The sequence below is a fragment of the Rufibacter radiotolerans genome (assembly GCF_001078055.1).
Taxonomy (GTDB): Bacteria; Bacteroidota; Bacteroidia; order Cytophagales; family Hymenobacteraceae; genus Nibribacter; species Nibribacter radiotolerans.
Genome location: NZ_CP010777.1, coordinates 2,212,885 through 2,227,721, shown reverse-complemented (window position 1 = coordinate 2,227,721; position 14,837 = coordinate 2,212,885). Strand labels below are relative to the sequence as shown.

11 protein-coding genes are annotated in these 14,837 nt (G+C 50.7%); 5 read left to right on the top strand and 6 right to left on the bottom strand.

All coding sequences use genetic code 11. The annotated features are described in order from the left end of the window. Nucleotides 1-504 precede the first annotated feature (504 nt). Nucleotides 505-681, top strand: coding sequence for a hypothetical protein (locus TH63_RS20530; RefSeq protein WP_197088664.1), 177 nt, complete (start codon nt 505-507; stop codon nt 679-681). Nucleotides 682-810: 129 nt separating this feature from the next. Here the strand turns inward: TH63_RS20530 and TH63_RS09270 are convergent, their stop codons facing one another. Then, complete coding sequence (locus TH63_RS09270; protein WP_048920700.1) at nt 811-2,691, bottom strand: gamma-glutamyltransferase family protein; 1,881 nt, start codon at nt 2,689-2,691, stop codon at nt 811-813. Nucleotides 2,692-2,945: 254 nt separating this feature from the next. Between TH63_RS09270 and TH63_RS09265 the strand changes: the two genes are divergently transcribed. From TH63_RS09265 to TH63_RS09250, 4 genes are all read left to right on the top strand, one after another. Next, nucleotides 2,946-4,439 carry a thymidine phosphorylase family protein gene (locus TH63_RS09265; RefSeq protein ID WP_048920699.1) on the top strand — a complete coding sequence of 498 codons (1,494 nt, stop codon included), beginning with the start codon at nt 2,946-2,948 and terminating at the stop codon, nt 4,437-4,439. Between the two features lie 12 nt (nt 4,440-4,451). Then, nucleotides 4,452-5,345, top strand: a complete 894-nt coding sequence (locus tag TH63_RS09260) for a ribose-phosphate pyrophosphokinase (RefSeq protein ID WP_048920698.1) — start codon at nt 4,452-4,454, stop codon at nt 5,343-5,345. Between the two features lie 84 nt (nt 5,346-5,429). Beyond that, entirely contained in the window at nt 5,430-7,643 is a 2,214-nt protein-coding gene (locus TH63_RS09255; RefSeq protein WP_048920697.1) for an acylase, read from the top strand. Nucleotides 7,644-7,838: 195 nt separating this feature from the next. Next, complete coding sequence (locus TH63_RS09250; protein ID WP_048920696.1) at nt 7,839-9,368, top strand: M20/M25/M40 family metallo-hydrolase; 1,530 nt, start codon at nt 7,839-7,841, stop codon at nt 9,366-9,368. An 86-nt stretch (nt 9,369-9,454) separates the two neighbouring features. On the opposite strand, the gene TH63_RS19805 is transcribed toward TH63_RS09250, so the two are convergent. The 5 genes from TH63_RS19805 to TH63_RS09225 form a co-directional block, all read right to left on the bottom strand. Beyond that, nucleotides 9,455-10,474: a DUF2382 domain-containing protein gene (locus TH63_RS19805; RefSeq protein ID WP_053093770.1), complete on the bottom strand. Its 1,020-nt coding sequence runs from the start codon at nt 10,472-10,474 to the stop codon at nt 9,455-9,457. Nucleotides 10,475-10,549: 75 nt separating this feature from the next. Continuing rightward, nucleotides 10,550-11,194: an OmpA family protein gene (locus TH63_RS09240; RefSeq protein WP_048922713.1), complete on the bottom strand. Its 645-nt coding sequence runs from the start codon at nt 11,192-11,194 to the stop codon at nt 10,550-10,552. 113 nt (nt 11,195-11,307) lie between these two features. Next, nucleotides 11,308-12,207 carry a YsnF/AvaK domain-containing protein gene (locus tag TH63_RS09235; protein WP_076606451.1) on the bottom strand — a complete coding sequence of 300 codons (900 nt, stop codon included), beginning with the start codon at nt 12,205-12,207 and terminating at the stop codon, nt 11,308-11,310. Between the two features lie 72 nt (nt 12,208-12,279). Further along, the gene (locus TH63_RS09230; RefSeq protein WP_082161609.1) at nt 12,280-12,759 is read right to left on the bottom strand and encodes a YsnF/AvaK domain-containing protein; all 480 of its coding nucleotides are present in this window, start codon (nt 12,757-12,759) and stop codon (nt 12,280-12,282) included. A gap of 518 nt (nt 12,760-13,277) precedes the next feature. Then, nucleotides 13,278-14,540 (bottom strand): PRC-barrel domain-containing protein, encoded by a 1,263-nt coding sequence (locus tag TH63_RS09225; RefSeq protein ID WP_048920695.1) that lies wholly within the window; start codon nt 14,538-14,540, stop codon nt 13,278-13,280. Nucleotides 14,541-14,837: the final 297 nt, after the last annotated feature.

Sequence of the window (14,837 nt, the reverse complement as noted above, 5' to 3'; positions counted from 1 at the left end):
CCTGTGTAAACACCCCCCTTCGCCCCCCTCAAGGGGGGAGTCTGGGCTTTGTTAGCGGTAACTGCGTTTTGAGGCTGTTTTTCTTAAAATACCCTTAAAACACCAACAACCTGAAAATGAATTCCCGCGCCTTCCCCGTTTCCAGCCTTTCGTCTGAGCGCCTAGCACTCGACCCGGTGCCGCGGATGCGGCAGGCCCTGCGGGGCCAGGCTAGAGGGTACAGCGCGAGGGCGGAAGGCGGGGCCCCGCGGCCGTGAGCGCTCGGAGCGAGAAGATGGAACAACCTAGTCCATGAAACCTTAGACAAGCCATTACTTCAAGGCACAAACAAATTCTTTAGCCCAAGGTCATCAGGGCAAAAATTCAGCACGCTATCATCTCCTTTTCCTCAGGGAAACGCCAAGAAGTTAATGGCAATTAGAAGCCCCAACCTGATAGAAATGAAATTAAAATCCTGATGTTTGCGTTAAGTTTTTGCCGACCAAAGAGGCAAACCAAAGAATAATGACTGAAGAAGAATTTGACGCCAATTACGCCGATGCCTTGGAGAATATCCTGGTGGCCATGGCTGAGAACAGTGAGATTGCCCCGGAGAAGTTTTATAACATGGCGTGTCTTATTGAAAACTTGCGGTTTTTCAGCCCGGTGTTGTATTGTGCTATTTTAAAAGGTAAGAAATAAGCCATTAACCCCTCTGGAAAAGTTTCCGAAAGGACTGCAGAGAAAATAAGAAAGCCCGGGCCGCTGTTTTGCATGCGGCCCGGGCTTTCTTTTTCTATACTTCAATTTAGGCGCAATAGCCCAAGGAGCTTACCAACCAATGCCATAATCTTCGCCATGGTTGCTGGAGCCGCCCCAGAAACTGCCGTGAGCGCGGTCAAAATAGATGGCATTGATAGGACCGCTGGTGCGATCATCAAAGGTAAGGGTATAGCCCATTTTCTTCAATTGGTCCCGCACGGCCGCCGGGGTGCTGTCATGCAGCAGAATATGGCCTGGCTTGGGTTTTCGGTCATTAGTTTTGGAGCCGCCCAAAGAAAGCCACAGTTGGTTGGTATTAAAGTTGGCTGCCTCTGATGCCTGCTGCACGGTCATCCCAAATTCAGCCATGTTCAGGAAGAACTGCAGAAGGTTCTGGTCCTGGGTGTCGCCGCCCTGCACCGCGAAGGAAAGGAAGGGCTGGCCGTCTTTCAGGGCCATGGAGGGCGTTAGGGTAACCCGTGGTCGTTTACCCGGCGCCACCACGTTGAACGGGTTCAATTGAGCATCCAGCACAAAGCTCTGCATGCGTTGGCTCATACCTACCCCCGTGTTGCCGGCAATGCAGGCAGGCAGCCATCCGCCGCTTGGCGTGATAGAAACCACCCAACCATCTTTATCAGCGGCTTCTACTGTGGTAGTACCCAGCAAGAGCCTGTTTTGGTAATCCACCATTGAAGAACCGTTTCTGATGTCATGCGACGGCGCGAAATTCCGCTTGGTGGTGTCCATTTCATAGCCTCTTTCTTTGAGCAGTTTCAGGTAGGGGTTTTTGCGGCCTTCAAAAGGATAGGGGTCGCCAGGGCCAATCTTGGGGTTGTTCTGGTTTTGCTGAATGAGGCTGGCGCGTTGTTTGGCGTATTCCTTGCTCAAAAGCCCTTTGATAGGCTCCTGCGGAGCAAAGGCAGGGTCTCCGTAATAAAAATCGCGGTCCGCGAAGGAGAGGTTCATCGCCTGGTACACCGTATGAATGTATTGGGTACTGTTGTAGCCCATCTTTTTTAGATCAAAGTTCTCCAGAATGTTCAGGGCTTGCAGCATAACCGGACCCTGGGTCCAGGGCTGTAACTTATAGACGTCTATTCCCTTGTAGGTCACCATGAGAGGATCTTCCTCTATGGGTTTCCATTTGGCCAAGTCCTGCATGGTGATCAGGCCGCCTTGCTCTTTGGAGCCGCGCACAAATTCCTGGGCAATGTCGCCGGTGTAGAAGCGGTCATAGGCGGCCATGATGGCTTCCTTGCGGCTCTTGCCTTTTTTAAGGGCGGCTCTTTCGGCTTCCACCATTTTGGTGAGCGTGGCCAACAGGTCTTTCTGCACAAAGATTTCCCCGGCTTCCGGAGCTTCCCTTTTCTGGCCTGGATGGGTCAGGAATACCTTTTTGCTGTAGGGCCACTGTTTAATGCGTTCTTTTTCGCGCTCAATGCTGTTGGCGGTCTGGGCTTCTATGGGGTAACCGGCCGCCATTTCCATGGCAGGGGCAATCACCTGTTCCAGGCTTAAAGTCCCGTAGTTGGCCAGCATATAGAGTAGCCCGCCGGGCGTACCGGGGGTGGTAGCGGCTAGGGGACCGTATTCCGGCGGAAAGTTATAGCCTTTGCTTTTAAAGAATTCGGGTGTGGCACCCGTAGGAGCAACGCCCATGGCATTGATAGCAATGACTTTTTTGGTTTTGGGGTTGTAGATCAGGGCCTGGGTTTCGCCCCCCCAGCTGAGCACATCCCACATGGTACAGGTGGCTGCCAACATGGCACAGGCCGCGTCTACCGCGTTACCGCCTTTCTGGAAGGTCATGGCGCCGGCCGTAGCCGCCAGGGGCTTGCCCGTTATGGCCATCCAGTTCTTTCCATGCAAGGGGGGCTTCTGGGTTTGCTGGGCCAGGGTTGGCACCACTACGGCAAAGCTTAACAATAGCGCTATTATATTTTTCATAGAGACAGGTTTTGTAATATTAAAGGTAGCAAAAAGCAAACATAAATTTTGACCGGCAAGGTAAGGGGAGAAGTGCAAGGGTTACAAAAAAGGGTTCCTGATAACTTACGTAATTTTTAATCTCCGCAAGGCCGAATTTTAACAAGACCGTATACTTTCAGAGGGCCCTTTCCTGAAAGCAGGTGATTGGTAAACCAGTTAAAATATTGAAAGGCTATCCTGTTTCTGTTTACCCTTTTCTCTCCAACAGTTTTATGTACGGGTATGAACTAGCATTCAAGGATCTGGGAATAGATACGCAGCAGGAGCATGTGGTATACATGCGCGCCGACTGCCATGTCTGTAAGTCAGAGGGGTTTTCTGCGCTAACCAGGATCAAGGTCTGGGACCAGCAAAAATCCATTGTGGCCAGCCTCAACGTCATTGAAACAGATATCCTTTCTCCCGGCGAAATCAGTCTCTCAAAAGGGGCCCGCGAAACGTTGCAGGTAAGCGAAGGGGCGCTTTTGGCGGTTTCCCATTTGTCTCCTGTAGAGTCTATGAAATACGTGCGCGCCAAGATCTTTGGCAACCAGCTTCCTACGGCTGCTTACAGGGCCATTATGCAGGATCTGGTGCAGGGCAATTATTCTAATGTAGACATTGCGGCTTTCATAACGGGGTGCGCGGTGCAGATGAGCGTGCAGGAGATAGTGGGCCTGACCCAGGCCATGATTGGGGTAGGAGAGAAAATTACCTGGGATTTTCCCTTAGTGGTAGACAAACACAGCGTTGGCGGATTGCCCGGCAACCGCACTACCCCCATTGTGGTGGCCATTGTGGCTGCTTATGGGTTGCCTATCCCTAAAACTTCCTCCCGGGCTATTACCTCACCGGCCGGCACCGCCGATACCCTGGGCACCCTTACCCGGGTGAACCTGGACATAGAGGAGATAAAACAGGTGGTGCAGAAAGAGGGCGGCTGTTTTGCCTGGGGCGGGGCCGTAAAGCTAAGCCCGGCAGATGATGTCCTGATCAGGGTGGAAAGGGCATTGGATATTGACAGCGAAGGGCAACTGATTGCCTCGGTGCTCTCTAAAAAAGTATCCGTGGGGGCTACCCATGTGGTGATAGATGTACCCGTAGGCGAAACCGCTAAGATCAGGAGCCACAAAAACGCCGAAAGGCTGAAAACCCATCTGGAGCAGGTAGCCAGGGCCTTAGGTTTGAAACTAGAGGTCCTTCTGACAGATGGCACGCAGCCGGTTGGCCGGGGAATTGGCCCAGCCCTGGAGGCCATGGATGTGTTAGCGGTGCTCCAGAATGACCCGGCGGCTCCCCAGGATTTAAAAGAAAAAGCACTGGTGTTTGCCGGTTGTCTGCTGGAGTTGGCTGGCAAGGAGCCTGCAGGCAATGGTATCAAAGTAGCGCAGGCTATTTTAGAATCTGGGGAGGCTTATCAAAAATTTAAAGCCATTTGCCTGGCGCAGGGTGGCTTTACGGTGCCCAATTATGCTCCCTTTTGCCATGAGGTAACCGCCGCCCAGGCAGGCACCATTATCCGGATTGATAACCGGCGCTTGTCAAAAGTGGCCAAGCTGGCCGGCGCCCCGGAAGATACCATGGCGGGTGTTCTTTTTGCCGCTCCCCTGGGTAAAACGGTGGCGCCTGGTGACCTGCTATTTACCATTTTCTCAGAATCTGAGGGAGAACTGGCCTATGCCCTGGAGTATGTGAACAATGAAAAAGACATCATCACTATTGCTTAGACATAGAACAAAATGGATTGGCTGATCTTTGGTTTCCCGGGCAATGAACCGCTGGCCGCGCAACTCGCAGAACAGTTACAGATTCCGGTGGGCCAAGCCACCATCAGAGCCTTTCCAGATGGCGAAAGTTACGTGCGTCTTCTTTCTGAGGTACAAAACAAAAACGTGCTAATTGTCCTGACCCTTGATCACCCCAATGACAAGTTTCTGCCGCTGTTCTTCTTTTGCCAAACGGCCCGGGAAGCAGGTGCCCGTAAGATTGGGTTGGTGGCGCCCTATCTGGCGTACATGCGGCAAGACAAGCAATTCAATCCGGGGGAAGCCGTTACCTCCCGCCAGTTTGCCAAGTTACTGAGCAGCGTGGTAGATTTAATCGTAACCATTGACCCACACCTGCACCGGGTGAAAGGCATGGAGGAGATCTATTCTGTGCCGGTGACGGTGCTGCATGCCGCTCCGCTGCTTTCTGCGTGGGTGATAGAAAACGTAAAGAACCCGCTGCTGGTAGGGCCCGACAGTGAAAGCGAACAATGGGTAAGGCAAGTGGCCCAGGCCGCCAGCGCGCCTTATTTAGTGCTGGAAAAACACCGGAAAGGGGACCGTGAGGTAGAAATAAAAGTCCCGCCAGCTGAAGGCTGGGAACAGCACCAACCCATTTTAGTGGATGACATTATCTCTACCGCCAGAACCATGATCATGGCCACACAGCAGTTAATTACCCAAGGCTTCCAACCGCCCATTTGCCTGGGCATACACCCAATTTTCAGTGACAATTCTTTTGAAGAGTCAATAGCGGCGGGTGCTGCAAAAATTATCACCTGTGACACTATTTCGCATCCTTCCAACGGTATTAAGGTAGCTCCGCTGCTTGAGAAGGCGCTGGTAAGTCTGCTCCGGAAAGCCTGATTCTCAAACGGTAAAAGGAGAATTAAACCGGGTATACAGAATCAGACAATTCTGCCTAAATTGGTACATCCAATTCTGGCAGCCATGACACATCTCAGCAAACAACTCTTCTCTTATTTCCTGCTTTTAACCTTTCTCTTCTCCTGCTCGGTAAAGGAACAGGCTTCTTCTGCCCAGGACCTTAAAAGGTGGCAGGAACAGGCTGCCCGGGTCACCATCATCCGGGATGATTTTGGCGTGCCGCACGTGTACGGGAAAACCGATGCCGATGCCGTTTTCGGATTGTTATACGCGCAGTGCGAGGATGACTTTAACCGGGTGGAGCGTAATTACCTGTGGGCCATCGGCCGTTTGGCCGAAGTGGAAGGGGAGGAGATGCTCTACAGTGACCTGAGGGCCAGGTTGTATATGAGCAAAGAGGAAGCGGTGCAGCACTATGAGAAAAGCCCCGAATGGCTTAAAGCCCTCTGTAACTCCTTCGCCGACGGTATTAACTATTACCTGCTCACCCACCCCGAGGTAAAGCCGAAACTCCTCACCCGGTTTGAGCCCTGGATGCCCATGTACTTCAGTGAGGGTTCTATTGGCGGCGATATTGAAAGTGTCTCCACGGAAAGGATCAAAGCCTTCTACGGCACCAAGAATTCCATGGGGTTCCTCCAGGGCCAGAGTGGACTGGTGAAGCCTGGCATTTTGCAGGAACCGCAGGGCTCCAATGGCTTTACCATTTCGGGTAAACACACCGCCTCGGGCAAGGCCATGCTGTTGATCAATCCCCACACCTCGTTCTTTTTCAGGGGAGAGGTGCACGCCGTCAGTGAAGAAGGCCTGAATGCCTACGGGGCCGTCACCTGGGGGCAGTTCTTTATCTACCAGGGCTTCAATGAGAAAACCGGCTGGATGCATACCTCGGCGTACACCGATGTGATAGATGAGTTTGAGGAAACCATTGTGAAGGAAGATGGCAAGCTTTTTTACCGCTATGGCCAGGAAAAGCGCCCGGTGACCTCTTCCAGCGTGACGCTGGCTTATAAAACCGGCAATGAGGTGAAGCAGAAAACCTTCACTACCTACCGCACTCACCACGGGCCCATTACCCACCAGAACGGCGACAAATGGGTAGCCACCGCCTTAATGTGGAAACCCGTGGAAGCCCTTACCCAATCCTTTATACGGACTAAGCAGAGCAATCTGAAAGAGTTTAACCAGATGATGCAGATGCGTACTAACTCCTCTAACGGAACGGTCTACGCAGATGCAGACGGTAACATCGCCTACTACCACGGCAACTTCTTCCCCAGACGGGACACCTCCTTTGACTACACCAAACCGGTAGATGGCAGCAACCCCAAAACCGACTGGCAAGGACTGCATCCGCTGGAAGAAACCATCATCATCAAAAACCCGCCCAATGGCTGGATCCAGAACTGTAATTCCACGCCTTATACCGGTGCCGGAGAGTACAGCCCTAAAAAAGAAGATTACCCCGCCTACATGGCCCCGGCCCCCGAGAACTTCAGAGGGGTGCACGCCATCCGGTTACTCAAGAAAGCTAATAACCTGACCCTGGATAAACTCATCAATTTAGCCTATGACCCCTATCTTCCTGCTTTTGAAGTGTTGGTGCCGGGCCTGGTGAAAGCCTTTGATGCCCAAAAGCCCACTGACCCAAAATTGAAGGAAGCCATAGACGTGATGCGCCGCTGGGATTACGCGGTGTCTAAAGAATCAGTGGCTATGTCTTTGGCGCATTTTTACGCTACCAACGCCTTTAAGAACGGCAGCGCCCCCAAAAGCCTGGCGCTTATGGACCGGATGAATTATTACGCCAACGTAGCCCTGGAGAAAGAGCGCCTGGCGCTGTTCAGCCAAAGCATGGACCAGCTGGAAAAAGATTTTGGCACTTGGAAAATGCCCTGGGGAGAGATTAACCGGTTCCAGCGCGTGAACGGGGAGATCAAGCAGCCCTTCAATGATGCCCTGCCCAGCCTTCCCATTGGCATGGCCTCAGGTAACTGGGGAGCCTTGGCCTCCTTCGGGTCCAGTACCTACAACACCAAAAAGTTGTACGGCACCCTGGGCAACAGCTTTGTGGCCGTGGTGGAGTTTGGCGATAAGGTAAAAGCTAAGACCATGCTGGCCGGCGGGCAAAGCGGAGACCCAGCCTCCCCGCACTTTTTTGACCAGGGCCAACGCTACGCCGACGTGAAATTCAAAGACGCCGCCTACTACCGCCAAGACGTGGAGAAACGCGCCGAAGCCACCTACCACCCAGGTGAGAAACATGGGAAGAAATAAGCTGAAGTGAAGGCCTTTGTAAATGACTTTTACTGTTTAGCTCGCTATGGTATCACGAATTTTTTTACTTAAAAACAGCATTTCCGTTTTAGGCCTGTTTTCCGGAAAAAAGGCCTAAAACGGAACAATCACCCTGAGGGCTGGTGCCTATTATTCTTGCCTGTTCTATCTCCATCTTACTTTAGCCTTTTATCTATGAAAAGCCGCTTCTGTTATTCCTTTAGCTTTTTATTTCTGTTAGTTCTTTATGGCGGCACAGCGCAGGGCCAATCCCTTCAGGAGTACCTTAAAAAGAAGGAGAAGGCCTTGCTGGAAAGCTACATCACGTTTCTCTCCATTCCCAACGTGTCCACAGACACGGTTAATATCCTGAAAAATGCCGCTTACCTGGAGGATCTCATGGCGGACCGGGGAATAAAGGCGGAACTCCTGACAGGTACCACCCCTAAGGTGACGCCGGCTGTTTTTGGGGAAATAAAAACCCCGGGCGCCAGCAAGACCATCGGGTTTTATGCCCATTATGACGGGCAGCCCGTGAACCCCAAGCAATGGTACGCCGGGGTAGATCCATTTAAACCGGTGTTGATCACCGCGCCCCTTGAAAGCGGAGGCAAGATACTGGGGCCTTACAAAAGCGGAGCGGAAATTAACCCTGAGTGGCGCCTTTTGGGCAGGGGAGCCGCCGATGACAAAGCCGGCGTTATGGCCATTCTGAATGCCTATCAGGCGTTGGTGGAAACTGGTCAGCGTTTGGGGGTAAACATAAAGTTTCTGTTTGAGGGCGAGGAAGAGGTAGGCTCCATACACCTAAATGAAATTTTCAAAAAGCATAAAGAGAAATTGAAGGCCGACTGCTGGGTGATCATTGATGGCCCCCGGCATGTCTCCGGAAGAAAGACCATTGTGTATGGCGTGCGCGGAGATGTGAATATAGAACTGACCGTGTATGGCGCCAAGCGCCCATTGCACAGCGGAAACTACGGTAACTGGGCTCCTAACCCCGCTCTTAAACTTGCCCATCTCCTGGCATCCATGAAAGACGAAAAAGGGAAGGTATTGGTCAAAGGCTTTTATGAGGATGTGACCCCGCTTACCGCTTCTGAGAAAAAAGCCCTGGCCCAGATTCCTAGCCAGGATGCCCTCCTGAAAAAAGAACTTGGCATTTACGCCTCCGAGAACCCGGAGCAGCCGTTGGTAGAGGCGCTCATGAAGCCCACCCTTAATATTAACGGCATGCAAAGCGCCAATGTAGGCGCCATGGCCAGCAATGTAATTCCTACAAAGGCGGTGGCTACCCTTGACTTGCGCCTGGTGAAAGGAAATGACTACCAACGGCAGGTAGAAAAGGTGATTGCCCATGTAAAAAGCCGGGGGTATCATGTATTAACCCAAGAACCTACGGAAGCGGAGCGGGCCAAATACCCAAACCTGGCAAAAATTGAAATAGAGCACGGGTACAACGCCCAACGCACGCCCATGGATTTACCCATAGCCAAAACCATTCAAGCCGCTCTGCAAAGTACTTCCAAAGAATCGCTGGTGCTCATCCCGTCTATGGGAGGCAGTCTGCCGCTGTATTTGTTTGAGGAGATCCTGGGAACCAAAGTCATTACCGTGCCCATTGTGAACTATGACAACAACCAACACGCAGAGAATGAAAATGTAAAGATTAAGTTTCTCTGGGAAGGAATAGAATCCATTGCCGCCATCATGCAGATGAAGTAATAGCTTAGTTCCTTAAAAATATAGGGTAAAAGAAAAGGCGACCCCAACTTTGGGGTCGCCTTTTCTTTTAATAAACCGGTTACCGGTTAGATTTTGGTGGTCCGGTCATTGTCCAGGTCTAGTCTGTCGCGGTCATTGTCTTTGTTTAAGTCATTGGTGCGGTCACTGTCCAGGCGGGTCCGGTCTTTGTTGAGATTGTCCACGTCTACCTCTGTAGAGCGCACGGTGCCTCTGATTACCTCATCGCGTTCTTCCACTTCCTTGTCCAGGGTAATCTCTTCCACCACGCGGGCTTCTTTGTTTACCACGGGAACCTCGGCACGCTCAGTCAGTTCCACTTCACCTTCTTTGAAGGCGTTCAAATCTGCTTCAGTGGCCGGGCGGTCAACGGTATTGCGTTCCACAATCACGCGTTCTTCTCTCAGGCGAACGTGCTCTTCTACGGGCTGCTCCATCATTCTGCTACTTACATGCACACCACCGGTTTCCACTTCACGCTTTCCAACTTCCAGGTTCTCCTCAATGATGGGGATCACGGTGTCGCCATCACGGCGGGTACCGGTGGTTTCTGAGGTATACTCATTGGAGGTGTAATCAGTGGCAGTGCCACGGTTGCGGTAAGATTGGTCAGAGAAAACTTTCTGGTTATAGAAGTCATCTGTGTCTGAGGTACGGTTAGAGCCAGTCAGGGCGGCACCAGCACTTGCGGCGGCGCCCGCAACGCTTCCAAACACAGAGCAAACGGCAGACTCTACCTCACGGCCCAGGCTTCCGGATTCGTAGGTGGGTAAAGCCCTGAGTTGTTCCACGGTCACGTTTGGCAAAATCACGTCATTATCTGCCTCATGCAGTTGGGCTACCCCTATAGGGATAAGCACATCACGTGGTTCCAGGTCCAACACGTCTCCTTCAATGTCTACTACCATGTAACGCACCTTGCGGGCCTGGGTATCAAAGATGAGTTCCTCTACTTCGCCAATGGTCTGGCCTTGCTGGTTTTTAACGGTCCACCCTTTGATATTGGGTTGGTTGTCTACAATTTCAAAGTCACTGCCGCCCAACTCCTGCAGGCGGTTTGATTCATTATAATTAGGGTTTCTTTCCATGGTTTTATTTTTAGGGTGTTGCGGGCAACACCGGTTTTACAAATTAAAACAAAGTAGTTTACGGGAATCCCCGACTTATTTAACCTTGCGGGCTACAATCTGAACCCTGCGGTTTTGTTGGCGTCCGGCGGCGGTTTCATTGGTAGCCACTGGTTTTGACTCTCCAACGGGGTGCATAGAAACGTTGTCTTTAGAAACATTGCCATTTTCAGTTAACCAGGCCTGCACGGCCTTGGTGCGCTCTTCGGCTAACTCTTTGTTGTAGCTGGCGCTGCCCTGGGCGTCTGTGTACCCATAGATACGTACCTTGCCATTGGCAAAGCGTTTATTTAAGGATGCGGCCACTTGTTTTAATTTGTCAGCGGCCTGCGGCTGGATTGTGCTTTTGTCACTTCCAAAGAGGATGGTTTCATCCAGGCTATACACGGCGTAATTGTCTGTACCGCGTACGTCTATGTCTTTATCAGTAATCTCTTCATAGGCGGCGGCGGGGGCGTCAAGGTTCAGATCGTTCCAGTCATCATCGTCGCCATCATCATCGGTGGTTACCGCGGTAGTTTCAGTAGTGGTGGTTTCAGTAGTGGTGGTTCTGTCTACGTCTGCGTCATTACGATCACAGCCGCGCATTAAGAAGAACAGTAAGGCAAGAGCCACAAGGGCCAGCAAAAGCCACAACCACCAGGGTCTGCTGCTTTTTGGTTGTACATCTAAATTAGCCATAGTTTTATTTTGTTTAAGGTTAGAATGGGTAATTCCTGCCACCATTTGATAACAGGAAAGGGTTAAAAAAGCGACCCCTTTTGAAGGTCGCTTTTTTGGTATTTTGAAAACGGTTAGATTCTAGTAGTCCGGTCGTTATCCAGGTCCAGTCTGTCACGGTCGTTGTCCTTGTTAAGGTCATTAGTGCGATCACTGTCCAGACGGGTGCGGTCTTTGTTGAGATTGTCTACGTCTACCTCTGTAGAGCGCACGGTGTCTCTGATCACCTCATCGCGTTCATGCACTTCTTTGCCTAAAGACACTTCTTCCACTACGCGGGCATATTTATTTACTACCGGCACTTCGGCCCGCTCAGTCAGTTCAATATCACCTTCCTGAAAACGGTTAAAGTCTGCCTCCGTGGCCGGGCGGTTCACGGCGTTGCGTTCTACCCGCACGTGCTCAGACTTAAGGCGCAGGTGCTCTTCTACCGGACGCTCCACAATTCTGCTGCGCAAACGGGCTCCGCCGGTTTCTACCTCGCGCTTTCCAACTTCCAGGTTTTCCTGAATAATGGGAATAGCTTGAGTTCCGGTAGCGTTGTCACGGGAAAAGCCATACTCAGTGGCGCGTTGGTCTAAATCTACTGATCCGTATTGGTCCAGGATTTGGCCGGCACGTTGCGCCTCCTCCTGTGAATGGGCATGCACGGTCACCACGCAATCACTGGTGCGGGCTACATTAGAATAAGCTCTTGCTGAGTAGTCATCATCTGAGAACAAAGACTTAAAGAAGCCTGAGATGCCATCATTGTCGGTGGCGTCATGGGCCAGGGACTCATTAGGCGTGTCCCCTAAATGTGAATTAGAGGTGCCTGTATAGGAGGAAGAAGAACCAGTAGTAGAAGCGGAAGAACCTGCTTTGGCGCTTGACACATCTATTCTGTCATTGCTAATGCCAAGGCTTTTCAATTCCTGTACTGCTTTCTGTGCTTCTGCTGAATTATCGAAAATACCAATTACTGTTTGTGCCATAGTTTTACTTGTTGATTAGTTAGGTATAGGATTAATAATTAAAAAGAAATGAAGTGATATAAACCAGGGCGTTTAAACCGGGTTGCTGCTGTTATCTGCCGTATTAGGGGAGACCCGTTCTATCTTGATCTCTTCCTTGCGGAGGCTAATATGCTGCGTTTCATGGGTCTGGACCTGGTGTTTGGTAATGCGTAATTCCTCCACCACCAGCAGCCGTTTCTCCACTACCAAAACCTCTTGTAGAATAGGGATAATCATGGTGTCCCCTTCATAGCGAAGGGGAGGCGGAGGCGTGTCTACGTACTGGTTTACGGCCACGCGCTGTATATCATGGTCCTCTTGAAGAAGGGGAATATTCACAGGTACCTCCTGCTCACTCACCACTTTGGTTATGCGCACGCTCCCTTTCTCCACTACCTCCTTGTCCAGATTTACCTTCTCTTCAATTACCGGAATGGTTTGGGAGAAATTACCCTGCCGATTGGCGTCTCCCACCGGAGATGGGTGGCCACCCTGCGTAGGTTCCTGGTTTAAGTCTGATCTCTGATTCATATCATTATTTCTTTGGATTGCTAAACGTACCTGTTATTCATAAGTTGCTAAACTACTATATAAAAATTGTAAAAATCCAAAATAAGGTAACGGGTTGGGTGCTGCTAAAAATGAGTTTTTAACGCATGAAAAAATATAAAAGTCTGTAAATCAATAAGTTAAAATTGAATAAAGAGCTTCTTTATAAGCTAGTGAAATATGTTAAAATGTAAATATATTAAGAATGGTGTATTTGTACTGTTGCGGTACCCTGCTGCCAGAAATTTAGGGGGATGAAATCTGGCCTCACCTTAAAGCAGGTTATGTTTCAATATTTATTCCTTAGCGTAAGGCAGTTGAATTACCGGTCTTTTGAGTAAAAGCTAGGTTGCCCCAAGGTACTTTCTGCCTTATAGATTCAGGGCCAAGGTACTCAGGTGTTTTAGGCCCGTTTTTTTGAAAATTGGCCTAAAATAGAGTGAAGCTTTAGGTTTGCGCAATGGCAACGGATGGCCCTTGCGCAAACCCAAATAAATGTATTAGAAAGAGGGCGGAGGAGGAGCCTGCCGGGGTGGGTCTTTCCTGATTTTCTCAATGTCAATCTCCGTCCTTATAACTGAGTCTCTAACGGTTTCTTCCCGTTCCTCTACCTTTTTGGCAATATTGATTTCCTCCACTACATGTGGTTCTTTTGACACAATAGGAATCTCTGCAAACTCCTTCAATTCAATAGAACCTTCCTGGAAGCTTCCAAACTCAGCAGCTGGAGGTTGAGCCTGGGTGGGCTCTGGTTGGGTATTCTCTTCCTGGCGGCTCCTATTTTCTTTCAGAGGTATTTCTGGGAGGGGAGTATGAGGTTTTTGGTGGGTGACGCGTATCTCCACCTCGTTCTCCTGGTAAGGCCTACGGCCTTCTGTAGAAGCAGTGGAGTATTGGTCTGCCGGAGAAATATCAGGGGCAGCATTAGGTTCTGGTTGCCTTAATGGTTCCACCATAATCTCTGTCTCTGGGGCGCGGGAGGCATCTAACAGACGGGCGGCGGCGTTGGCTTCCTCCAGATGGTAGGCTTTCACAACCACCAGCGCGTTGCTTTGCCTGAATTTCTCAAAGTTCTGGTCCGCCTCTGCCTGCGTGGAGAACAGTTGCCGGAAATAGGCTTCAAAGTCCTTGGGAGAAAGCCCTCTCTGCGGGTCAATGGACTGGCGCATGGCAACCTCCACCTGCTCCTTCGGAAAGCCGTGGTTAGACAGGGCCTGCACCCTTCGGTCTACTTCCTGTGGGGTAGTGAACAAACCAATCACATGCTGGGCCCGCTGGGTTTCTCCCTCCGCATGCTTGTTCATGGTCTCGTCCAGGGGGTAGGTTTCAGAAGTAGAAAGGCCAGAACCCTGGGCCACTCCCGGACGATAGACATAGTCGCCCACGAAAATGCGCTGGACCTGGGTTTGCATTTCTGGGGTGAGTTGGTCACGGTGATAGGCTGGCAGAGCCTGGAATTGCCTTGATGAGACCTGCGGAATAATCACTGCCTTTTCAGAAGGGTGGAGCTCGGCAAGGCTAATAGGAACCAGAATGTCTCTGGGCTCTAGGTCCAGGAGGTTGCCTTCCAGGTCTACTACCAGGTACCTGACCTTGCGGGCATGGGCGTCACAGAGCAGTTCTTTCACCTCGCCTATCCTTTTTCCCTGGCCATCAAAAATATTCCAGCCTCTAATGTCTGGCTCGCCTTTGGCTAACTGGTAAGAGCTGTCACCCAGCTCCTTTAATTCACTGCTCCAATTTGCTCCTTCACTTCTTTCCATACTATGATTCTTTTAAATCTTTTAATAGGGTATTTAAAGGGTTTTGCCCAGTTAAATGAGGTGGTAGTTGTTCCTATCTTAAAAAAGAAGAAGTTCCTTCTGCATGACAAGAAAGCTTATACGCTTACGGTACGGTGACGGAGGGGTTGAGGGAATTTGAACCCGCCTGACCCAGCTGGAGGGAAACGCCTTTTTTCGTTTTAAGGCCGTTTTGGCTAAAACAGGCCCAAAACGGAAATCAAAAAAGGGTAATGCATTCTCGTGGCAAGTTGCTCACTTACAAATTTTCTTGTAGCA